Origin of the sequence: Kordia sp. SMS9 (assembly GCF_003352465.1) — a bacterium.
Classification (GTDB): domain Bacteria; phylum Bacteroidota; class Bacteroidia; order Flavobacteriales; family Flavobacteriaceae; genus Kordia.
In genome coordinates this window covers 1,578,105-1,601,931 of sequence record NZ_CP031153.1, presented here as the reverse complement: position 1 = coordinate 1,601,931, position 23,827 = coordinate 1,578,105, and the positions used below count along the sequence as shown (strand labels likewise).

Genomic DNA, 23,827 nt, shown 5'->3' with positions numbered 1-23,827 from the left:
TAATTCGTTTTTTAATTATTTATTTCTAAAGAAGCGTTTGCCGTAGTTCGAACGCTTCTTTTTTTAACACCAAAGCACACAATATCATGCGAAAAATAATCATCGTTGGTGTTTGTATCGGTTTACTATTGATCGGTATGTTTGTCTCTAAAACATTCAGCGAAACTCCTAAAAAAGAAGCAGTAATTCCCAATAATGCTCCCAAAATCGTCTATGTAGAAAAAGTGACCAATAGTGAAATTCCAATTGTTGTAAACGCCAACGGAAACTTAGTTGCCAAAAACAAAGTAGAATTGTTCGCAGAAGTACAAGGGTTGTTAGAAACTTCCGGAAAAGAGTTTCGTCCAGGTGTTAGCTTCCGAAAAGGAGAAACGATTCTAAAAATAAACAGCAACGAATTTTATGCAACGATTTTAGCACAACGCAGCAATCTGCAAAACTTGATTGCTTCCATCATGCCAGACATGCGTTTGGATTACCAAGAATCATACAATGCTTGGTATGCCTATTTAAAAGAATTTAATGTCAATCAAACAACACAAAAACTACCACCCACAAATTCCGATCGTGAACAACTATTTGTCACAGCAAAAAATATTTACAATACGTTTTACACGATTAAAAATTTAGAAGAAAGACTCGTCAAATACCGAATTACGGCACCTTTTAGTGGAACGGTTACCGAAGCAAACGTAAACAAAGGTGCCTTGGTGAGATCTGGTCAAAAATTGGGCGAATTTATCAATCCATCTGTGTATGAATTGGAAGTAAATGTCAATGCAATGTATGTGAATCTATTGCAAAAAGGAAAAGAAGTGTTGCTGAATGACATCGAACAAAAGCAGCAATACACTGGAAAAGTAACGCGCATCAATGCACGTGTAGATCAAAGTACGCAAACCGTCACCGTTTTTATCGAAGTAAAAGACAAAAATCTGAGAGAAGGCATGTATTTAGAAGCCAATATTCCCGTAGAAAAAGCAGAAAACGCCATTGAAATTGATCGAAAATTACTCATTGACAACAACAAACTCTTTGTTGTCAACAGCAAAACCCTCGATTTGGTAAAAGTAACTCCCATTCATTCCAACGATACGAAAGTCGTGATTAAAGGGTTGCCAGATGGCGCTACGATGCTTACGCAAGTACTTCCCAACGCCTACAAAGGATTGATAGTAAATCCTGTAACTATTGACGAATGAAAAAAATCATCTCCTATTTTATCAAATATCCTGTTGCGGTCAATATCATCGTGATTGCATTTGTGTTGTTTGGCTACTTCGGATATTCAAGTTTAAAAACGTCCTTTTTTCCACAAGTAAACTCCAACATTATCACCATTTCGGCAGTATATCCTGGTGCGTCTCCACAAGAAATTGAAGAAGGTGTGGTGTTGCCTATCGAAACAAATTTAAAAGGTGTCGTCGGTGTAGATCGTGTGACTTCAACATCGTCTGAAAACAATGCAGTACTTACGGTAGAAATTGATAGAAGCTACAACATTGACAACGTACTGGCAGATATAAAAAATGCCGTCGATAAGATTCCTAATTTCCCCGTTGGGATGGAACCGCCAGTAATTGGCAAACGTGAAAACATTGCAAAATCCGTCAGCTTTGTCATCAGTGGAACCGATATTCCGTTACGCACCTTAAAGCAAACGGCTCGAAAAGTAGAAACAGATATTCTGCGCATGCAAGGGATTTCGCAAGTGACACTTTCAGGTTTTCCTGATGAAGAAATTGAAATTGCCGTGCGAGAAAGTGATTTGCGCGCCTATAATTTGTCGTTTCAAGACATTGCCGATGCGGTTTCCAAAACGAGCATCATCACGACGGCAGGTTCGGTAAAAACAGAAGCTGAAGAATATTTAATTCGCGCAAAAAATCGTGCCTATGAAGCAAAATCACTTGAAAATGTCGTGGTAAAGTCTGATGCGAACGGAAATATCATTCAGTTGAAAGACATTGCTACGGTGAAAGATCAATTTAATGAATCGCCCAATGCCACCTTTTATAACGGCGAAATTGCCGTGACGATCGACATCCAAAATACCAACAGCGAAGACTTGTTGCAAACCGCAGAAAAAGTGCGTACGTATATTGAAAACTTCAACAAAACCAGTAATAAAATTCAAATATCCATTACGTTCGACACGTCTGTTATTCTAGAACAGCGTACGCAATTACTCCTTGAAAATGCACTCATCGGAATGGTCCTCGTCTTTATATTTTTGGCGATCTTTTTAAAACCACGTTTAGCGTTTTGGGTGGCATTTGGTTTGCCTGTCGCCTTCTTGGGAATGTTTACGTTTGTCGGTTATTTTGGAATTACCATTAACGTATTGTCATTGTTTGGAATGATCATCGTAATTGGTATTTTGGTCGATGACGGCATTGTCATTGCAGAAAATATCTACAGCGAATACGAAAAAGGAAAAACGCCCATCAGAGCTGCGATTGATGGTACGATGCAAGTAATTCCTCCTATTTTATCTGCTATTGTCACCACTGTTTTGGCATTTTCAATTTTCTTCTTTTTGGATGGAGATATTGGTTCTTTCTTTGGAGAAGTTGCCATTGTGGTCGCCGTGACTCTTACGGTTTCGTTGGTGGAAGCATTGATCATTCTGCCCGCGCACATTGCCCATTCTAAGGCATTGAATAGAGAACAAAAACCAAATTACCTCAGCAAACAGGCAGAACTCTTGATGAATTTCATCAAAAACCGCATCTACGCACCGTCCATTACTTTTTTTATGGAAAATGTGTACACAAAAATTTTAGGGCTAATCATCCCCACGGTATTCTTAATGATAACGCTTGGAGCGATTGCTGGCGGAATTATACAATTTACCTTTTTCCCTCCAGTTGCTAGTGAAACCGTTAGTATTGAATTGACCATGCCCGAAGGTACGAATGAAAAGATTACAGATTCGCTCGCACAAAAAATAGAAACCGCCGTTTGGAAGGTGAACAAAAAGTTTGCAACGACCGACGATCCTAAACAACAACCTGTATTAAACGCTATTAAAACTATTGGTCCAGGCTCAGCAAATGCTACTGTTTTAGTCAACCTATTGCCTGGCGAATTGCGTGATTTTTCTGCGGATGAAATTTCGCTGGCCTTTAAAGAAGAAGTGGGTGAAATTTACGGTGCTGAAAAACTTATTTACGGTTCGGGAACTTCTTTGGGTGGAAAACCTGTGTCGGTTTCTTTGGTCAGCGATGATATTGAAGACTTGCGAAAGGCAAAGGAAATGGTAAAGGCGTTTATTGCCAAAAGTCCAAAAGTGAGAGACGTTGTAGATACCGATCCTGCTGGAATTAAAGAAATTAAAGTAACATTAAAAGACAATGCATATTCACTCGGCTTGCAACTCAACGATGTGATGTCGCAAATACGAAGCGGATTTTTTGGTTCAGAGATTCAGCGTTTTCAGCGCGGACAGGATGAAATACGTGTGTGGGTTCGGTATGTACGTGAAGAACGCGAATCCATTGAAAGCTTAGAAAACATGCAAATTATTACGCCTTCAGGAGCGCGTGTGGCCTTTGGTGAAATTGCCACCTATACCATTGCGCGTGGTGAAGTAAGCATTCGTCATTTGGGCGGATTGCGCGAAATTCGTGTGGAAGCCAACATGAAAAACCCAAAGGAAAGTGCTACTGCCATTATGCAAAGTATTTCAACAGAAATCATGCCTAAAGTCATTAAAAAGTATCCAAGTGTATCGCAATTGTTTGAAGGTCAAAACCGAGAGGCACAAAAAATAATTGGTTCCGTGGCAACGGTTGGCCCAGTATTTTTATTGCTGATTTACATCGTGATTGTGTTTACCTTTCGCTCGTACAGTCAGCCGTTAATTTTGTTGGTAATCATTCCGTTTAGCTTGATTGGTGTGGCTTGGGGACATTATATTCACGGTTTCCCGATTAATATTTTGTCCATGCTTGGAATTATTGCCTTAGTGGGAATTGTAGTGAACGACGGACTCGTGTTAATTACCAAACTCAATACTTTCTTAAAAGAAGGTTTGCCATACAAAGAAGCCGTGATTGCGGCAGGAAAATCACGATTTAGAGCGATTTTTTTAACATCGTTGACCACCATTGTCGGATTGGCACCTTTGATTTTTGAAACGAGTCGCCAAGCACAATTTTTAATTCCGATGGCAATTTCGGTCGCGTATGGAATCGCAATTGCCACCGTATTGACCTTATTTACACTTCCTATTTTACTCTCGTTTTTCAATGCTGGAAAAGTGAATCTTACCTGGCTTTGGACTGGCAAAAAACCCACCAATGAAGCAGTAGAACGTGCCATTATTGAGATGGAAAGCGAACAAGAATTTATCGATTAAAAAGTAAGTATCTGATGAAAAAAATATGTTTCATACTTGTGATTTTTCTAGGGTTCATTCCCGCGAAAGCGCAAAAAATACGCACCCAAAACGAAGTCATACAATTAGTTTTACAAAACAATTACGATGTGTTAGTGTCTGTAAATGAAATAGAAACGGCTAAAAATAACACCAGCATTTACAACACAGGTTATTTACCAACGGTCACCACTTCCGCAAGTGCAACGTATGATGAAAATAATGTGGATGCAGAAACACAAGAAGGCGATCCGTTTGTTATTGATGGCGCCGTGACCGAAAATTACAATGCCACAGTTTCACTAAACTATACTGTTTTTGATGGTTTTAACCGAAGATATAATTTTAAGAAATTGCAAGAAACACAAGGGTTAACAGAGTTACAAGCACGGCAAACTATTGAAAATACACTGTTGCAAGTGTACACGAGTTATTTTGAAATTGCGCGTTTATCTGAAAATACTAAGAATTTATCTGAAACGTTGGCGATTTCGCGACAACGCTTGGAACGCACACAGTATAATTTTGAATTTGGACAAGCTACCAAATTGGATGTGTTGACCGCAGAAGTGGATCGTAATAATGATAGTATTTCCTATTTGGATAGTCAAAGATTGCTAAAAAATGCCAAACGTGATCTAAATATTTTGATGGGAACAGACGTTTCAGAGATCAATTATGAAGTAGATACCAACATCGACTACACCTTTGATTTGACTTTGGAAGATTTACAAGAAAATTTACAACAAAACAATGTACAATTGCTGCAAATTGAGAAGAATATTGCCATTAACGCCTACGATATTAAGATGAACAAATCGGGTTGGTTGCCAACAATTTCAGCGGACGGTTCGTATAGTGTTGGTAGAAGTAATAGTGATCAAGCCTTTGCTTTTGCGAGTCAAACTACTAACGGATTTGGTGTAGGTTTAAATTTGACCTGGGATGTTTTTGATGGTGGAAAAACCAAAACGCGGGTTCAGAATGCTAAGATTGCCTTGGATAGCGAAAATATTCGCAAACAGCAAACCTCACAACAATTACTGCGTGATTTGAACAATACATGGGAAACCTATCAAAATGCGTTGTATACCATTCGCGTGCAGGAAATGAACTTGGAAACCAACGTGCAAAGTTTTCAACGCACCGAAGAGCAATACAAATTAGGACAAGTGATCACGTTAGATTTCAGACAAGCACAAATCAATTTGTTGAACGCGAAACTTAATTTAAGTCAAGCCAAATACGACGCTAAAAACTCCGAATTGCAATTGTTGCAAATGGCGGGGAAATTGTTGAAGTAACGTATGTGTTTTTTATGTTTTTGAAAAATATTTCCTTTTTAGCTGTATTAAATTCAAAGAGTCAAGAGTCGTTTTTTAGGTGAAATCTTCAGTAGAAACAAAAAATTACATTCCCTACTTTTACGCTTGTATATTATTTTACATAATTCCAATATCTTTAAGTATTTTTGAAAAAAATAATACGTATGCGAAATTTCTTTATTGGAATCTTACTCTCAATAACAGTCGTGAGTTGCACAACCATTTCAGTGCATCAAACAACGCAAAAACTTACGGAAACCAATGTTGAATTGGGTTCGATCGGTTTGTCTAATGAAACGGTTATTTCAAATTCGTATAAAAGCATTGCGATTCCTGTTTTTGAAGAAAAAATAAAACTAAGCGTACAACCTGTAGCTTTTTCCAAGCAAACTTTTAAAGCCTTTGCCAAAGCAAACGAACAAACGAAAAAAGTAGCACTAGCCTATACAGATTCACTCAACGTAAAGCCTGAATATGTGCTCTTACAATTTGTAGATCGTGTTGCCATTACTTCGGCACTGAATGATGCTAAAAATACAGGATTGCGTTCCTATTTGGAAACCAAAGAAGATGCACAAATGGTCACGAGTGTTGCAGTGGGATTTTCTACAGAAGATATCAATCTATTAAAAAAAGCAGAAGAAGTGTTTTTGGTACAATCAGCTTCCAAGAAATTTAGTTTACAACTGGTGTTTTTAGATGGAAAAAAGCAAGTTTTAGTAGTGTCTAAAGGTGTTGTATTTGCTTATGAAACCGCTAATTTTTGCTGGAAAGAAAATAACAAACATAAACTAGTGATTGCTGATATTGTGAGCGATTCTGAAGGTTGTCCACCAAATACGCATCGCAAAGCACACAAGGCAGTTCAAAAGGACAATTATTTTAAATTATAAATACGATGAAAAAATATATATACAGTATATGTATCCCTCTTTTTTTGGTGAGTTGCTCTGAAATTATTGAAGTTCCAGACATCACGAATGATACTGTGAATTTGATCGCTCCTGCGGATGATGCTATCGTGAACATTACCACATTTACCTTGTCTTGGGAAACGGTAGAAAATGCAGAAAGCTATCAAGTACAAGTTGCTCGTCCCGATTTTGAAAATATTATTCAATTAGAACTAGATACTACCATTTTGGAAAATTCAATTTCGATAGACGTAGAAGCAGGCAATTCCTATCAATGGCGTGTCCGTGCAAAAAACAGCGATTATACAACAGCATACACAACCTATTCATTTACAACGGATGTTACGGAAGTTCAAGACATCACAAATAGCACTGTGAATTTGATTGCTCCTGCTGATACTATTACACTTAATCTTACAACATTTACGTTGTCTTGGGAAGCGGTAGAAAATGCAGAAAACTATCACGTTCAAATTGCACGACCTGATTTTCAGAATATTATTCAATTAGAATTAGACACTACAGTTCCTGAAAATTCAATTTCGGTTGAGTTAGAAGCTGGAAATAGCTATCAATGGCGTGTACGCGCTGAAAATAGCGGATATGCAACGCCGTATGCAACATATTCATTTACAATAGAATGATCACAAAAAAAGGAAAAACATATATGTTATTGGTGGTGGTTCTCGGAATTTGGGGCGTCATTGGTTATCAGATTTTTTCTAAGATGAATGCTGATGAGTCGCCTGTGATCGCTGCAAATTCAAACGTAACTTTTTCACCCAAACAAACCATTGAAAAGGACACGTTTCGTATCCATACCAAACATCGCGATCCTTTTTTGGGAAAACCATACCGCGAAAAACAAACTTCTAATACAACCCGAAAAGTTTCAATAAAAAAAGATTCGGTAGTGTTTCCACCAATTGTGTATAAAGGTGTGATTTCAAAACCAAAAAGTGCTCAGAATATCTACATCGTTTCTATTCAAGGAACGCAACAACTTTTTAAAACAGGAAAAACCATTCAAGATATTGAACTTTTGACAGGAACTAAAAAGTCAATCACAATTCGCTACAAAGGAAAACGCAAAACGATTGCAGTGTCTAAATAGTTTATGAAATATCGAGATACACTTCAAAAAATTTTAAATCTCGATCATCGAGTAAAAGCAGGCGCGTTGCAGTTTGCCATTTTAATTTCCGCAATTATTGCGGTGTTGCTCTCTGTTTTTGTGGTGCTTGTACATTCGCATTCTTTGTTTGAAAAAAAGTCTGATCTGCTCATAGAAACCATTCAGCAATCAGAATTTACTTTATTAGAAGCCCTCGAAAACTATACGAGAGAAATAGATACCATGTCAAGAGTTTTGGATGCAGAACTCGGCATGACTTCCAAACTGCACAAAAGTTATTGGGGAATGTTTGGAAAAGTATTTTCGCAAGCGACCACCAAAGGAAAAACGTTTGAAAAAATGGCGTTTGTGAGTGGTTGGCAATCAGGATTGGATCGGACGGCGTTGTTTCTACAGGAAACCAATCGTCCTTTGATTGTGGTTGGAAATACAAAAATTGAAGGAAAAACCTATTTGCCTAAAAGAGGTGTCCGCGCAGGAACAATTTCAGGAAATTCGTATTATGGGAATACACTCGTATACGGAACTATTTTGAAGAGTTCTGAAACGCTTCCGCAACTTCCACAGCAGTTGACGAATTATTTGGCCGCTTTGCAAAAATTACCGCTTCCCATGCAAAACGATCGTTATATAGATTTGAAACCAGGGAGAATTTATACAAATTCGTTTACCAAACCTGTAAAAACCGTGTTTAGTCGTGGCGAATTGGACTTGTTGAATGTAAAACTTGTGGGAAACATTTTAATTCGATCCAACACTAAAATAAAAGTTGCTGCATCTTCAACGCTCAAAGATGTTATTTTGATTGCTCCAGAAATTGTGATTGAGTCTAATGTGAAAGGAACGTTTCAAGCCATTGCAAGCACGCAAATTCTCGTTGGAACAAATTGTGAACTCAGCTATCCTTCGGCATTGGTGATAAAGACCGAAGACGATTTGAAAGTAACATCCAATCAAGAGCTTAAAAAACATATTTTTATAGATCAAGATACGCGCGTTCAAGGAATTATTTGCTATTTGCAAGACGAAACTAAGAATCGTTTTGAACCGCAAATTATGCTCAAAGAGAATTCCAAATTAGAAGGCTTTTTGTACTGTCAGCAGCAATTGGAATTGTTAGGAAATGTGTATGGAAGTGTATATACGAGCGGCTTCATCACCAAACAATTCGGTTCGGTGTATCAAAATCATATATATAACGGAAGTATTTCGAGTGCTGAATTGATTGATGAATATGTAGGTTTCCCTTTGGGGAATTTGAAATGTAAAGTAATGAAATGGTTGTATTAAAAAAGATAAAAGCTGCGACATTGATGGAAACGTTGGTTGCCACGGTACTAATTGTGCTTGTGTTTATGATTTCTACGTTTTTGTTAAATTCCTTGTTTAATACTACTGTGCGACAAAATACGGATGCATTAAAAACGCATATTTCTGAACTTGCATATTTATCCAAGCACCATCAAATTTCCATTCCGTATGATGAGGAATTTAACAATTGGGAGATTTTTGTAGCACGAGAAGGCAAGAAGCTCATTTTTGAAGCTTCCCACAAAGAAACTCAAAAAACGATTCGCATCGAAAAGTATGAATAGTCGGAAACATAAAATAGCAGCGTTTACGCTTAGTGAATTGATCATTGTAATTTTGATTACGGTGATCGTAGCGGGCATTGCGTTTTCGGTGTTGCAATTGGTGCAAAAGCAAATGGGAGGCATTCAAACAAATTTTCAACATACGACAAGTATGAGTTTGCTAGAGCAATCTTTGTATATTGATGTACATCGTTCCAACCAAATTCAGTATGATGATGTTGAAAAAAGGTTAGATTTTATCTCCGAAATAGACACAATAAGCTATCGTTTTGATACAAATTATGTTGAAAAAGCAACAGATACTTTCAATATAACGATCAATGATATTAGCCTTTATTTTGAAGGTGTAGAAACAAATACAAATAAAATTGATGCTTTTAAACTTACTGCTGGCAAGGAGTTTAAAAGTGCGGCTATTTTTATTTACAAGCGAAATACTGCAAATACCTATATGAATCCATGAGTTTTAAGTTAGAAAATATCAACCAAGAAAAGAATGTTTCTTCAAGAAAACAATCTGAAATTGCTTCTATTTTACAGAAAGAGATTGTCCTTTTCGGGAAAGGTTTTTCCAATAAACTCAAAGAGGATTTTTATACCGAACTCGCAGTGCTTTTGAGCGCAGGCGTTTCTTTGAAAGAATCTTTGGAGCTTTTACACAATTCACAAAAGAAAAAAAACACAAAGGAAATTTTAGCTACTGTGGTAGACGATTTGATTGACGGACAAAGCATGTCGGAAGCCATTCGATCGCACAAAGCTTTTACAGAATACGAATATTATTCTATTAAAATTGGCGAAGAAACAGGAACGCTTTCAGAAGTGGCGAGGCAATTGGGCAGTTTTTTTGGCAGAAAAAATCAACAACGCAGAGATGTGATTAGTGCGCTTACGTATCCTATTATTATTTTGAGTACGGCATTTTTGGTGGTGATTTTCATGTTGCAATTTGTCGTACCGATGTTTGAAGATATTTTTAAACAGAACAAAGTGGCATTGCCTGGCATTACTGAATTTATCATTAATGTTTCAGGATTTTTAAAATCGTATGGTTTGTTGATTTTGGTGGGAATGATTGCGTTATTTTCTTCCCGATTTTTATTTCATAAGAAAGAATGGTATCGCCGTTTTAAGGATCGTTTTCTGTTGAAATTGCCGTTTTTTGGAAACTTTATCAAAACCGTGTACTTGTCACAGTTTACACAAGCGGTTGCGTTGTTGTCGGCTTCTAAAGTTCCTGTGATCAATAGCATCCAATTGGTGAAAAAGATGATTGATTTTTATCCGTTGCAAGATGCTTTGGAAAGTGTAGAGCAATCCATTTTAAAAGGCGCAACGTTGAGTGAGAGTTTGGCTTCGCATCCTATTTTTAGTGATAAGATGATTGCGCTTGTGAAAGTTGCCGAACAAACCAATCAGACAGAATTTATTTTTGATCGTTTGAATGTGCAATATCACGAACAAGTCCAACGTCAATCCAAAATGATGTCTACCATTATGGAACCGTTGATTATTGTATTGGTTGGAATTATGGTGGGTGTTATTTTGATTGCCATGTATTTACCGATGTTTAAGTTGGGAACGGTTTTGGGTGCTTAATGTTGAATGTTTACATGAAGTCGGAGACTTCATGCAACATTAACGGAGACTTCATGCAACGACTTCATGTAACTATAATTACCCAAAACTTTGCAGTACAATTTTTGCTTGTAGATAGGATGTTCCTGTACGGTAGTTTTTCTTTTTTTCATACGAAACACTAATGACTTCGCCGTATTTGGTGCGTTGTTCAAGTGTATAAATGAGTTGGAGGATATTGTTAAAATGTCCTTCAACGGTAAAAGAATAGGTATTAATTGTCAATGATTTTTCACTAAATACATGCGGCTCTAAGAAATCAACAACTTTTAAGTCATTTATTTTCGCAAATGTCGCGACCGTATTGAGCAAGTTGTTTTGTAGTGAAGTTCCGCCAATTTTATATTTGGTTAATAGCGAATCGTAATAGTGTTCTTTCTTCTTTAAAAGTGCTATTTGTTTCGGCGTATTCTCAAAGATTTTTTGTTCTTTGGTAAGTTTCGAATATTCTGATTTGAGCGCAAACGTATTGGCGATTGCAAATTTGTAACACAGAAAAAGCAGTACTATAAACCCGCCAATAAGCACTCTATTTTTTAGTGTATTACTCATGGAACAAGGTTATTTTTAGTGAAAAATCTGTGGTGTTTTTGGATTGTGAACCGTAATTGAGAACCGTGACAGTATCAATCCAATCCAAATCTTCTAGGGTTTGAATCCAATCGGAAAACAAGTCGCTATCTGTGGAAATTCCTGAAATTGTGATGGTATTTTGCGTCAATTGAATTGCCTTATTTTTTTTAATGCGCTTTTCAATGGGTTGATAGGTTAATCCTGCCAACTGCATCGTACTCGGAAGCGAGTTGGCAATTGCATCCATATAAAAAGAACTTCTTGAAGATGAGTTTTTTAAGATATCATCCACCATTTTTTGTTTTTCATCCACACTCGCTTTGAGCTGTAATAGTTTTTCTTTTTGCGAACTATTCACAGCGGCTGTTTGCTTCATGCTTTCCACAGCTTCATAGTACGAATTGAATAGAAAAAAATTCAACAGTAATACCAACAACATAAAACCCAATCCGAAGATGATAAACTGACTAAAGAAACGCTTTTGCCGAAAGTTTGTTGTCAATGCTGTTTCCGTTTCCTCAAAATTGGAAACCGTTGTTTTGGATTGTAAAATGTACGATAATGCACCTGCGAAATTCAGCAATTGTGTATTTTGAACTTCCAATCCATTGATCGTATATGTTTGAGTTGGCACTTCTTCTTGTGCTGAAATTCCTGTGATTTGATTGTTTTCTTTGGTCAGTAAAGCGTTTGAAGTATAATAGCTCGGTTCCGCTATAAATTTAGTGACAACAGCAGTCATTGCATTTCCTAATGAAAACCCAATGATGGTAAGCTGTTGTTTTTGATACGCTTCTATGAGTTTGTCAACGGTAGCTTTTCTACAGATGGAAATGTTGTGAAAGTTTCCGTGCGAATCAATTTCATAGTAAAAGTCATTGATTTTCAAATTTGGAAACGCTTCATACAACAAGCGATTTTGAGAGGCTTCATTGCTTTGAATGTATTTGCTCAACACATCATCGTTGTTTACAATGAGAAACGCATGTTGTTTTTTGGGCAATTTTGGAGCAATTTCATCAATGGTTTTTCCCGAAACGGTATCTTCAATGACAACTTCAGCTTTCTTCTTTTTTAGCAGAATTGCTTCAATAGTGTTGCTGCTATTGTGTTCAATGCCACAATAGGAAGTTCCGTATAAAAGATATGTTTTGAGCTGATCAAGCATTAATAAATGACTGTTGGTTTGATAAGTACCGTAAGTTTTGCTTTCGATTTTTGTCTTCTACGCTTGCTGAACAACCATTTTATGACTGGAATTCTAGCTAAAAATGGTACACCATTGCCTTCGTTTCTTTTTTGCATTTCTTCAATACCACCTAATACGGCAATGTCTTGATCGCGCATTCTTACAATAGATCTAAATTCTCTAGAGCTAATATCTGGCGGTGCTGCATCGTCTATTCGATTTCCGAAGGTAGATTGAATCACAAATATATCAAGCGTAACTTGTCCGTCACCTGAAACGATAGGTTTGATGGAAATTCCAAGTTCTGCATCAATTGGAAAATAGTTGGTAATTTCTGAAGTCTGCGGATTGTCTGTTCCGTAAATGTTACGCTGAGTTACCGCATAATACGAAGTAGTTCCGTTGGAAAGTGTGGCACGATGTCCGTTTAGCGTTGATATTTTTGGCGTAGAACGAATTTTGATATCGCCATCTTGTTCCATCGCAGAAATATTGGCAAAAAATTCAGGCACTACTTTCCCTAAGTTAAACGAGCCAAAACCGTCAAAACCGCCAATGACACGATTGACAGTTTCTGCGCCAAGCGTTAAATTGGTAGTTGGAAAAATGCTTCCACTTGTGCGTGTTGCTTCATCGCCAATTCCCCAACTGATTCCGGTTTCCACTACGGATAGTTTGCTTACATCAATCAGCATGACTTCAATGAGAATGACGGGAACAGGTTTGTCTATTTTTTCAATAAAATTTCGAAAGCGATTTACACTAGAACTTGGTCCACTTACGTAGAAACTGTTGAGTTCATAATCTGCTTGAATCTGTAAATCTGCAATGAGATCAGCAGGTAAAATATTGATGAGTGCTTCTGCTTGACTGCGGTTGTTATTTGCCAACCCATTTCCTTGATTGGCTTGTCCACTCCTACTAAGCGTTGCTCTGTTTTGATTTCCACCCGAAAAAGAATCAAATTGATTGTTGCCACCTAATCCTGAAGCTTGTCCTACATTGCTACTTCTGGCGCGTGTTGTATTGGCACTGCCACTGGAATCGGTTAGTAATTCTATGGAACGATGCATTAGTGGAATGATTGATATTTCGCGCAAGCTGAGTTGATTTGCTGTTCCGAAAATATACATGTTTCGGTCTTTTTTGAAGGTAAAAAAGGCTTGTGTTGTTCCTGTTACTTGATTGTTTTGATTTCCACGTTGACCACTATTTGATCTGCTTGTATTTGCAGTTCCTTGCATGGAATTCGTCTGATTGCTTTCAAACATTTTTGTAAGCAAATCGTCAAAATAGATACGTTTTGAAGTAACGCTTGCCGTTCCTGCATTGGTGAGTGGTGTGGATGTAAATATGTCAATTTCTAAAGCCGTGCCAATGTCATGAATGACTGCATCAATGGACACATTGGTGAAATCAACTTCGATCATTTTTCGTTGTTTGTCTAAGATTTTAAAGGTAAAGTTTGACTTTCTGCGTCTTGCTTTTGGTGGTGCAGTATTGCCATTTTGATTGTTTGCAACTACTTGTGCGTCATTTTCAAAGATGTAAAAACCATTGCTCCCTTTTTCCATGTACAATTGATTCGCAAACGCCAATTGTTCCATGGCAGTGTCAAACGAAACATCTTTTACATAAAAAGTGATCATTTTGTTTTCAATATCAGGAGAGAATACTAGATTTTTTCCCGTTGTATTCATGATTTTTTTAAAAGCTGTATACAGCGTATCATTTTTTATATCCAAACTCACACGATCGCTTTTCATATCGTACGTCATTGGAATTGCTTTTGGCTGTACTTTTTCAATCGGTTTGATGTATTTTTTCACCGAGAGAATGTTTCCTGTAAATTCGATAGTGAGTTCGTGTTCTTTGCATAGAAAAATAAGCAAATCTGCCACTGTTACATTTGGGAAATTAGTTGCAATGTTGATGCTGCTGAGTTCTGATGAAATGTTAAAGTTCAGTTTGTGTATTTCCGCCACAGCGAGCAAAAAACTACTGAGCGACACATTGGCGACACTGATATCCGTTTTTACATTTTCTGTAAGTCCCACATTGTCTACCGCAAGTGCTTCTATTTGATTTTTGAGTGCTTCAATGCGCGGTATTTCTTGTGCAAATGCCGTAAATTGTATAAAGCAGAGTATGAGTATGAATAGCTTTTTCATTTTTTAGTTTGATAGCAATGCATAGGCTTCGTCGATGGAAGTCGTTCCATGTTCAATAAGTGCCATTGCATTGTCTTTTAAAGTGTTTATATTTTTTTGTTTCAGATAGTCTGAAATTTCCGTTTCGTTTTGTTTGATATGATTGATTAATTCTGTGCCAATCGGAATGATTTCATAGACGGCTTTTCTGCCTAAATACCCTGTTTGATAGCAGGCATTACAACCAACTGCGACGTGATGCGTTTGAATGTTTTTAGGAAGTTTCACATCTTTTGGGAGCGTTGCCGTTTCAATAGGTTTTGCTGTTTTACAGTGATTGCAAAGTTTTCGAACCAAGCGTTGTGCTACACTCATATTCAATGTACTTGCAATGAGAAATGGCGGAATGTCCATGTCGATTAATCGTGAAATCGTTGCCCAAGCAGAGTTGGTGTGAATCGTTGATAATACCAAATGTCCTGTGAGTGCGGCTCTGATTGCCATGTTTGCGGTTTTGGCATCACGAATTTCTCCTACCATGATTACATCCGGATCTTGACGTAAGAAGGTTCGCAATGTGCTTGAAAAATCGAGTCCAATGTTTTCTTTGAGTTGCACTTGATTGATTCCTTCTAGTGTATATTCAATAGGATCTTCAATGGTGAGAATGTTTGTTTCTGAATCGTTTAGTAATTTTAGTGTTGCGTATAGCGTGGTCGTTTTTCCTGATCCTGTGGGACCTGAAATGAGGATGATTCCGTTCGGTTTTTTGATGATTTCTTTGTAGGTCTGTAATTCATTTTTAGAAAAACCGAGTTCGTCCAGATTGATGTGATTGGCATCTTTACTAAGAATTCGAAGCACTATTTTTTCGCCGTGTAAGGTTGGCAACGAGGAGACACGAATGTCAAATTCGCCTTGCACATTGTTGATGGTGATGCGTCCATCTTGCGGCAATCGTTTTTCAGAGATATCTAGTTGTGCTTTGATTTTGATTTTGTTGATGATCACAGGATATTCTGCTAAAGGAATGACATAGTGTTCTTTGAGTTTTCCATCTAAGCGAAAGCGAATTCTACAGGAATGTTCATAGGGTTCAAAGTGAATATCACTACTTCCAATGTCTTTCGCAGCCATGATGATTTTTTCTAGGAAATCGTCTGTATAGTGTAATGCTTCCGCTTTGTTGCTGGCTGTTTTTCGAAAGTTTGTCGCTAGGTATTTTTCAATAGTTGAAGAAGATGCTCGTTCTAGTTGAATTTCTTTATTGAAAACAATTGAAAGTTCTTTGCGCAATGCTTCATTGGTAGATTCTGACTTAAATGTTATGACTTCATTTTCAACGGCAATTGGAATCACGCGATAGTGATACGCTTGCGAACTGCTAATGAGTTGTTGCAATGAAACGTGTATGTTATAGTTTTGCACTTCCATTATACGCTGTAGATATTTGGTAGAAATCCTGTCCAATTCATCATATATATTCCTATAAAAAACAGGCTCATATACCCTGCAAGTGGAACGGAAGCCATTTTTGTTTGCGTTTTTAGCACAACATGTAGTATCAAGGAAAACACTAATGAAAAGGCAAAAAATACGATAAAAGTCGCAATTGGAAACGCGGCGCATAGTGCGATAAATAACAACGCATCACCCAATCCGAATACTTCTTGTAAGTTGCTTTTTAGTTTGAGTTTTGTATATGCTTGAAGCACTAGTAGTATCAATGCGATGATTCCGAAATTCACTGCGGCAGTTCGCCAAAAGAGTTCAAAAAACGTATTTGTAAAATACAAATATCCCGCAGTACAGGCAACTATTGGAAATAGAAACCAATATACACGTCTTTCTTTGATATCTTGATACAAAATGCTCATTAGTGATCCGATTAGTATGATTTTTACAGCAATGCTCAATCTTTTATAATTTCTTTGAGATTTCCTTTTTCGTCAATTTCCCACACATTTCTGATTCCGTCGCCATCGAAGTCTTCTGTGGCTTCTGCACGTGCTTTGAAACTGGCTCCATCCGCGGACATTATTTCATAAGAATAGCGTGCATTTCCGCCTTTATCAGTGGTTAATGGTACTTCGAAGTCTATTTCGTTGAAGTCATTAGAATAGCGTGAATATAGATAGCGATATTGTGTTTGCATGGAGTGAATCGCTCTGAGTTGAAATTGTGCTTCTGTGGCTTTTGCTTTGGAGATATACGGCATTAAATTGGGCAATGCTATGAGCAGTAAAATTCCAATAATTGCCAGCACTATTAGGATTTCCTGTAAGTTAAAGGCTTTTACTTTATGTTTTGATACTGAATATTTTGTGAGCTTCATTGACAGTTTTTAACACTAACGATTTTAGTTTAATATATGTGGCATCGATAGAGAATATACAATGAGCTAAAATAAACAATACAAAATACTTATTGGTAACGCTTATATATTTTTCTTTGTTCTTTTTGGTAGCATACTCGCTTTTGTATGTGTACACTTTTCTTTCTTTTTAGTGTACGAACGTTTTAAAAAAGAAAATAGGAATTGATCTGTTCTGAGTTCTATTATTTGAATGAAAGGTATTTTTAGTATTCTTCTGAAAAAAACCAATGAAAGTTTTGATTTGTGACTTCCCATTTTAAAAAAATCAATACTTTTGATCTTCGTCTTACTATTTGGGAAATTGTAGCTCCAATACGCGCATCATGAAAAAAAGTATTCAAAGAATTTTTAGGAAAAAGTATAAAACTATTCACGATGATTCTTTTCTTAAAAGGATTAAAGCGACCATTATTGGCGAAGGCATGCTGCATGAAGGTAATATTTATTTAATGGATTATGCAATCCGACATATGCCGGATGACGGTATTGTTTTTGAGATCGGATCGTATGCCGGTTTGTCTACCAATGTAATGTTGCATTTGTTAACTAAGCATGATAAAAAACACATGTTTGTGGGTTGTGATGCGTGGATTTATGAAGGTTTTAAGGATCATACAGGAATCATTGAAACACATATTGATGGAAAGGTTGATGTGACAAGAAAAGAGTATGTATCATATATAAAACAGGCATTTGTTAATGCTGCATCGTTATTACATCCAAATAAGAAACCACATACCTGTCATCTCACTTCTGATGCGTTTTTTGAGCAATGGAATGCCAATAATGAGTTTACCGATGTTTTTGATAGAACATTTAGCATTCAGCAAGAGATTTCTTTTGGTTATATTGATGGAGATCACTCGTATGAACAGACCAAAAAAGATTTTGAAAATGTAGCTTCAAAGTTAAAGGTAAACGGGTTTATCTTGCTTGATGATTCTGCGAAACATTTACATTTTGGAAGCTCGGATTTTATACAAGAAATTCAGCAGCATGATGCGTTTAAAATCATAGCTCATAATCCCAATTATTTACTTCAAAAAGTAAAAGAGTGAAATACTAGGGTTTGTTAGTGATTTCACTCTTCCAGATAATGTATGCATGTGTTATTGCGCTTTTTTCAATAGCGCTTTTAGCTTTTTATTTTCTTCTTTAAGCTCTTTTACTTCTTTGTTGAGTTCAATCATATACAGTGTTAATTCTTCTACTTTTTGAAGAACTTTTGCATTCATTTCCCCTAAAGAGATTCCGTTTTCCTCAACTTCTTTTGCTGAAGGAACATTTTTTAGGTGTCCTTTTTCTTCTATATGTTTTTCAACTTCTTCTAAGCTATCCAGATCATAATTTTTATGAAATACAAAATCGGGCCACTCAGTTTCTAGTTGTACAGTTACTTCTTCCGTAATTATTTTTCCACCAACAGCAAGTTTATATCCTGTGGGTACCACCGTAGTATTTGAGCCTATGGAAACGGAACCACCATCTATTCCTGAGCCATTAAATCTAAAAAAGCTAGAGCCGCCTGAAAGTGAAAGTGACGCATTTGGATCTAGATATATTCCATTTCCAAATGCATTGAAATTCATATATACTCTATGTAAGGGATCGAACATCATACCTAGGGAAACAACCGCTCCATCTGTATTGAGCAGTTGAAGTACTGATTGTTGAGTTGAAAAAGTTCCTAGAAGCGTATCACTTCCAATGGACACATGTGGATCTGTTCCATGGGAGTAAATAACGCCTTCGTTGTCGTAATCGTGTTGTGCAAAAACTGCTAATGAGAGCATTGCGAATAGAATGGATAATGTGTGTTTTTTCATTTTTATGTTTTTTTATTAAGGTTATTTATTTGATATAATAATTATAAAATATTTTTTAAATGGATAGACTCCACATATGTGAAAAAATCAATATTTAATTAAAGCTATTAAAAATTGATAATCCTATTGCAAGTAAAATTACACTAATTATAAAATTGTATATTCTATTATTATTTAATAGAACTTCTTTGAAAGAGTATTTTTTTCTCAGCCAAATCCAGCGAACAAAAGCTCCTGGAATCTCTAAAAACAGTAAGATTAGAAAGAAAATTATATAGTCCTCCATTTTTATTTTTCATTATAGTTACTATGAATAGTTCTTATGGTTTCTAATATTGTTGCATTTATAGTTTTATTTAGAATAAAATCTTGAATTGCTTTACCCGTTAAATTATAAGTAAAACCTCCAGGTATTGAAGTGAGAATCACCACGGGATCTAATGCAGTTTCTATATCTTTTGAGTCTCGCAAATGAATTTTAACATACTTTCTGTTTTCATCTAATTCCCAGTAATGCTCCCACAAATAGTGTTCAGCATTATATGCTCTTCCTGGGTGAAATCCCTCATGCCACCAAACATTTATTTGGCTTCCAACTATGTTTGTAAGTTTTGATGTTGTTCTTATGACTGCGTTTTCAATGCCTCTTACATAATCATCTATTTTTTCTCCTGTACTTCTTGTATCTGCTTCAATTAATACTACATCAAGCCATCCATCAAATGATTCGGTCATCATATTCTGTACATATTCTCCATTACTAAGCCATCCTGAATAATAGACTCCTTTAGTAATTGGATCGTAAACATAGGTATTATTATAAGTATCTGTCTCTCTATACCAATACGATAAGTGTTTAAATCCATCATGTTCTTCATTGCCGTCAAGCCAAACTATTCTTCCAGTCTCATTACCATCTGAATCTAATATTTCATACCAATCAAAAAACTTTCCTCCATCGGGGTCAATTCCATTGATTGGATTATTCCCCATCCCTAAATAAGGAGAATGAAATTGATTGTAAGGATCGGTAGTTAACCAACGTCCGATACGACTATCCCATAAACGAAGTTCAAAAGCTTCCATATTTGTTTCCGGGTCTTTTTCCTGTCCTTGATATGCATATCTGTATCCGTCACCAACATGCCTGTTTGGCATAGGCATTCCAAAAGGATAGTAATCCGTTTTTGCCGTTAAAGAAACTGCATTCGTCCCATTTCTTAAAATTACGGCCCTAACATTTCCTAAATGATCTGTCAATTGATATGCATTGGTATCACTTGCTCTGTAATGAATTCCTAATGTTGTGTTGCCATAGATTGTATGTTCAACTAAAGTACTATTTTCATAGATAGCCAGTGGTATACCGAATGTATTTCGAATGTAATGAGTTGTAGTTTGTAATATACCATTACTAAAACTTTCTTTTTTTACTCTATGATTTTTATCATTGTAATAAAATTTTACAATTAACTCATCCGTTAATATCTTTTTTATTTCTGTTACCAGTCCTTTTGCATTATATGTATAACTTATATCCTCTCCATTGTTTCTAATCAACTGACCTATTTCATTATATTCGTAATTATCGGGATTGGTTTGCGTCTTAATATCATTAGCATTTGTGATTACCGTGACAGCATCTGTAATCTGCTTTAATTGATTAGGCTTGTTGGTGTTGTATACATAGGATAACTCATCCATTTTATTGCTTCCACCTTGCGTGTTCTTATTACGATCTAAGGTCTTTATATTACCATTGGCATCATAGGTTATGTTTGATACTTGATAATCTGTAGACTCATAATTACCTGCCGCTGTATTAGTATTTATTACTGCATTGAATTCTGTTCCTGTAACAGCAGTTACTTGAGCACCAGGTAGAAAATTTATGGAGCTACTAGCGGCAACCGTTTGATCTGGGTCGGCAGTCGTATCTATCGTTATGTTTTGAGGTATTGTGGTATTTATATTTCCATTTCCATTAAAATTAGCTTCTGTCAACCAGTTTTCTCTATTGTATTCATAGCTATATTGTAATGGGTTTTCTCCTGCATCTTGATCTACATTCCATGTGATTCCTTTGATATTACCATTGTATTGATTGGTTCCTGTGGTAACTGTTGGAAAGCTATTGGTACGTTGATAATCATTTGTAAAATAATCAATGGTCATTCCAAACATATCATTAGCACTGCCGCCTGGATCATCTATCGAAGATAGACTAGGGTGGTTGATCGATTTTAGTTGTCCGCCTAATGTGTATACATAATCTATTTGTTGTATTCCTTCTGCTAATTGAATATTTTTTAACTGACCTGTTTCATAATACTCATAAACAGCATGTTCTGTGTATATAATATCATCTGTGGAAGTCTCTACCTTTACAAGGCTATTATCAACGGAATTATAAGTGTATCTATGAATAAATTGCTCATTAGCATCATGTTTTTGATACACCGTTTTAGAAATTGCACTCGTTATTGGATCATATTCATAATCGATTGTTTTAAAACCTAAGTCTGTAATATTTTGTACCACCCATTTTACACGCCCATAGATATCATAACTGTAATAAGTAGTTGTTTGATCATTTTGTGTTTTGGCTACATTTCCTGATAAAAAGGAAGGAGATTGATAGTCAATATTTAATGAACTTAATTCTGATGTATTTACCTCATCGTATGTAACAAAATTTTGTTCTTTATAATTAGTTGCTGAGAAAACATCAATATCCGCATCTACGGTTGAAAAATTCCCCTGTGCAACTCCACTTTCGATAGATCGCCCTAAATTATCATAATTTGTATAAGAAAATTCATTGACTAACGCTTGTTTACTATTTTGAGAAAAACGTATTTGTCCATCAGCTCGGTACTTAAAGGTGGCTATACCATTGTCAGGGCTGGTAGAAGTTACTATTTCACCTAAGGCATTGTATGTAAAAGTACTTTCTAAACTATGCGTTGGATTTGCTTGAATTGTTGTCAAACATGAAGCATTAAAACCTAAAGGTTGAGTAGACTTTACAAGCATCCCTGCATCATCGTAATAGCTTAACGCATAATCATAATAATTGACAGGATACCTGATTCCTTTACTATTTGCATCTGATACAATAGTTCCTGCAGATGTAATGTAGCTCTTGTTTTCACTTGAAGCATTGTTTAATACTAAGCGATAAAAATTTCCACCTGTCATAGAAGTTACTATCGTTTCCGTTCGAAGGTTGTAAATCGTATAATCACCAATGTTACTATTTTCAAAAGATATTTGTGAGTTTGTTATATTTTTTGGAATGTGCACATCAATATATCCTTGTTCTCCTATTAGAGCTACTACGTCATAATTTACAGTTCCTCCTGAACGAGCTGATGCCAAAGTTTTTCCCTCTGCATCAGTAAATTTTACATTTTCATTTCCTTTTTCATCTATTGAAACTGTCTTAGAAGCTTTCAAAATAACTTCTTTTCCTTCTACTGCGGTTTCTCCTTGAAAAGCATCACTTCCAAAAACATAATATAATTCCTGTGTAGCTGGAACTGTATATGAAAACCCTTGTGGAATATTATTATCTAGTTGCCTTCCTCCCTCTATCTTTTGAGTAGCTCCTGGGTTGAGATTACTATATGTGGTTCTAATAAACGGGTAATCTGTAATATCCTGAAAAGGCTCACTTGTATTATTTGTACTATAATACCATCCTAATGATTCTTCTTGACTTCCCACTGCTTGTGGTATTATATTCTCCCAATCTGAATTCGTATAGGCAATTCCATTTACTTTTTTAATAAAATCTGTCTTATAGGTATATTCTAAACCAAGTAAATTTGCTGGAGATGAAGAAGTAGCAAATGCAGGTCTTCCTTGTTGATCATATTGTATTTCTGAAATCCATCTTTTACCAGTCTTTAAATCAAAACCTTGTGTCTGTAATAGTCTACCCAACTCATCTGAATATGAAATTCCAGAAACCTTTATATTACCATTTATATCATATGAACAGTTTGATATCCAGTTTTTATCTGAATTCGCTGATCCTGTGATACACGGATAATACAAAGGACTAAAATCAAAACCTTGAAAATCATACTTAAATCCAAAATACGGACCCGTAGGCGTATCAAAGTATAGGTTGTAATCCACACTAGGATCTGCTATGACCGTGGTCCCAAAAATGGTTCCGTTGTATTTGAAATTAATTGTAGAAACCCCTACTTTTTCAATCATGACTTCTGCATTGACAATATCGGTCAGCGTTAAATTATTAACTGTAGCCACAGTCGATGATGATAGAGATGTTCCCTTAAATGCAACGATGCTATAGTAGGTAGTACCGCCAATACTACCGCGTCCTGGACGAACTAGAAGTGTAAATTTATCACGCTCTAAAGTAATCTCTGAAGTTGAAACAGGCACTAAAGAAATTGACAAATTAAGCGTTGATGGAGGACTGTTTAGAGTGACTCCGCCTGGAGAACTGGAAAATTCTGAAATATTAGATACCTTCACATAAGCTGAAGTCGTCGCGGATAGCAATCTATCTATAGAAGTAATTTCACTATGATCTGGTATATTGGAATACATATAGTTCTCGCCAGGAAAAATAGTTTGTTCATGTAGTATAAAACTATTATTGACTCCCCAAGTCATGTTCTGTGCTAATCCAAAATGAATATAGCCTAGAACTAATATTATAATTAATATGCTTTTTTTCATTTCTC

At 36.1% G+C, this 23,827-nt stretch carries 19 protein-coding genes; 11 read left to right on the top strand and 8 right to left on the bottom strand.

The window, feature by feature from the left end; translation table 11 throughout:
- Positions 1–86 precede the first annotated feature (86 nt).
- The 10 genes from KORDIASMS9_RS06950 (at position 87) to KORDIASMS9_RS06905 (ending at position 10,949) form a co-directional block, all read left to right on the top strand.
- Entirely contained in the window at positions 87–1,202 is a 1,116-nt protein-coding gene (locus KORDIASMS9_RS06950) for an efflux RND transporter periplasmic adaptor subunit (protein ID WP_114902149.1), read from the top strand.
- On the top strand, positions 1,199–4,363 hold the full coding sequence (locus KORDIASMS9_RS06945; RefSeq protein WP_114902148.1) for an efflux RND transporter permease subunit: 3,165 nt from the start codon (positions 1,199–1,201) through the stop codon (positions 4,361–4,363). The genes KORDIASMS9_RS06950 and KORDIASMS9_RS06945 overlap by 4 nt, the downstream gene beginning before the upstream one ends.
- Positions 4,364–4,377: 14 nt before the next feature.
- Positions 4,378–5,685: a TolC family protein gene (locus KORDIASMS9_RS06940; RefSeq protein ID WP_114902147.1), complete on the top strand. Its 1,308-nt coding sequence runs from the start codon at positions 4,378–4,380 to the stop codon at positions 5,683–5,685.
- Positions 5,686–5,870: 185 nt separating this feature from the next.
- Positions 5,871–6,599: a hypothetical protein gene (locus KORDIASMS9_RS06935; protein ID WP_114902146.1), complete on the top strand. Its 729-nt coding sequence runs from the start codon at positions 5,871–5,873 to the stop codon at positions 6,597–6,599.
- Positions 6,600–6,604: 5 nt separating this feature from the next.
- On the top strand, positions 6,605–7,264 hold the full coding sequence (locus tag KORDIASMS9_RS23610) for a hypothetical protein (RefSeq protein ID WP_205318039.1): 660 nt from the start codon (positions 6,605–6,607) through the stop codon (positions 7,262–7,264).
- Complete coding sequence (locus KORDIASMS9_RS06925; protein WP_240321148.1) at positions 7,261–7,734, top strand: hypothetical protein; 474 nt, start codon at positions 7,261–7,263, stop codon at positions 7,732–7,734. The genes KORDIASMS9_RS23610 and KORDIASMS9_RS06925 overlap by 4 nt, the downstream gene beginning before the upstream one ends.
- A gap of 3 nt (positions 7,735–7,737) precedes the next feature.
- Positions 7,738–9,045 carry a hypothetical protein gene (locus KORDIASMS9_RS06920; protein ID WP_114902145.1) on the top strand — a complete coding sequence of 436 codons (1,308 nt, stop codon included), beginning with the start codon at positions 7,738–7,740 and terminating at the stop codon, positions 9,043–9,045.
- The gene (locus KORDIASMS9_RS06915; RefSeq protein ID WP_114902144.1) at positions 9,033–9,350 is read left to right on the top strand and encodes a hypothetical protein; all 318 of its coding nucleotides are present in this window, start codon (positions 9,033–9,035) and stop codon (positions 9,348–9,350) included. The genes KORDIASMS9_RS06920 and KORDIASMS9_RS06915 overlap by 13 nt, the downstream gene beginning before the upstream one ends.
- Entirely contained in the window at positions 9,343–9,813 is a 471-nt protein-coding gene (locus KORDIASMS9_RS06910; RefSeq protein WP_114902143.1) for a prepilin-type N-terminal cleavage/methylation domain-containing protein, read from the top strand. The genes KORDIASMS9_RS06915 and KORDIASMS9_RS06910 overlap by 8 nt, the downstream gene beginning before the upstream one ends.
- On the top strand, positions 9,810–10,949 hold the full coding sequence (locus tag KORDIASMS9_RS06905; RefSeq protein WP_114902142.1) for a type II secretion system F family protein: 1,140 nt from the start codon (positions 9,810–9,812) through the stop codon (positions 10,947–10,949). The genes KORDIASMS9_RS06910 and KORDIASMS9_RS06905 overlap by 4 nt, the downstream gene beginning before the upstream one ends.
- A 78-nt stretch (positions 10,950–11,027) precedes the next feature.
- On the opposite strand, the gene KORDIASMS9_RS06900 is transcribed toward KORDIASMS9_RS06905, so the two are convergent.
- Genes KORDIASMS9_RS06900 through KORDIASMS9_RS06875 form a run of 6 tightly spaced genes read right to left on the bottom strand, consistent with a single transcriptional unit; the run spans position 11,028 to position 17,235 of the window.
- Entirely contained in the window at positions 11,028–11,540 is a 513-nt protein-coding gene (locus KORDIASMS9_RS06900) for a hypothetical protein (RefSeq protein ID WP_114902141.1), read from the bottom strand.
- Positions 11,533–12,729, bottom strand: a complete 1,197-nt coding sequence (locus KORDIASMS9_RS06895) for a PilN domain-containing protein (RefSeq protein ID WP_114902140.1) — start codon at positions 12,727–12,729, stop codon at positions 11,533–11,535. Before KORDIASMS9_RS06895 ends, KORDIASMS9_RS06900 begins: the two co-directional genes overlap by 8 nt.
- Complete coding sequence (locus tag KORDIASMS9_RS06890; RefSeq protein ID WP_114902139.1) at positions 12,729–14,921, bottom strand: type II secretion system protein GspD; 2,193 nt, start codon at positions 14,919–14,921, stop codon at positions 12,729–12,731. Before KORDIASMS9_RS06890 ends, KORDIASMS9_RS06895 begins: the two co-directional genes overlap by 1 nt.
- A 3-nt stretch (positions 14,922–14,924) precedes the next feature.
- Complete coding sequence (locus KORDIASMS9_RS06885; RefSeq protein WP_114902138.1) at positions 14,925–16,334, bottom strand: GspE/PulE family protein; 1,410 nt, start codon at positions 16,332–16,334, stop codon at positions 14,925–14,927.
- Positions 16,334–16,816, bottom strand: a complete 483-nt coding sequence (locus KORDIASMS9_RS06880) for a prepilin peptidase (protein ID WP_371412758.1) — start codon at positions 16,814–16,816, stop codon at positions 16,334–16,336. The genes KORDIASMS9_RS06885 and KORDIASMS9_RS06880 overlap by 1 nt, the downstream gene beginning before the upstream one ends.
- Positions 16,813–17,235, bottom strand: coding sequence for a prepilin-type N-terminal cleavage/methylation domain-containing protein (locus KORDIASMS9_RS06875; protein WP_114902136.1), 423 nt, complete (start codon positions 17,233–17,235; stop codon positions 16,813–16,815). The genes KORDIASMS9_RS06880 and KORDIASMS9_RS06875 overlap by 4 nt, the downstream gene beginning before the upstream one ends.
- A gap of 365 nt (positions 17,236–17,600) precedes the next feature.
- Here KORDIASMS9_RS06875 and KORDIASMS9_RS06870 point away from each other — a divergent pair, with 365 nt between their 5' ends.
- A complete protein-coding gene (locus KORDIASMS9_RS06870) occupies positions 17,601–18,335 on the top strand; it encodes a class I SAM-dependent methyltransferase (RefSeq protein ID WP_114902135.1) in 735 nt (244 codons plus the stop codon).
- A gap of 51 nt (positions 18,336–18,386) precedes the next feature.
- Here the strand turns inward: KORDIASMS9_RS06870 and KORDIASMS9_RS06865 are convergent, their stop codons facing one another.
- Both KORDIASMS9_RS06865 and KORDIASMS9_RS06860 read right to left on the bottom strand, forming a co-directional pair.
- Positions 18,387–19,103: a hypothetical protein gene (locus KORDIASMS9_RS06865; protein ID WP_114902134.1), complete on the bottom strand. Its 717-nt coding sequence runs from the start codon at positions 19,101–19,103 to the stop codon at positions 18,387–18,389.
- A 288-nt stretch (positions 19,104–19,391) separates the two neighbouring features.
- On the bottom strand, positions 19,392–23,822 hold the full coding sequence (locus KORDIASMS9_RS06860; RefSeq protein WP_162819797.1) for an RHS repeat domain-containing protein: 4,431 nt from the start codon (positions 23,820–23,822) through the stop codon (positions 19,392–19,394).
- Positions 23,823–23,827: the final 5 nt, after the last annotated feature.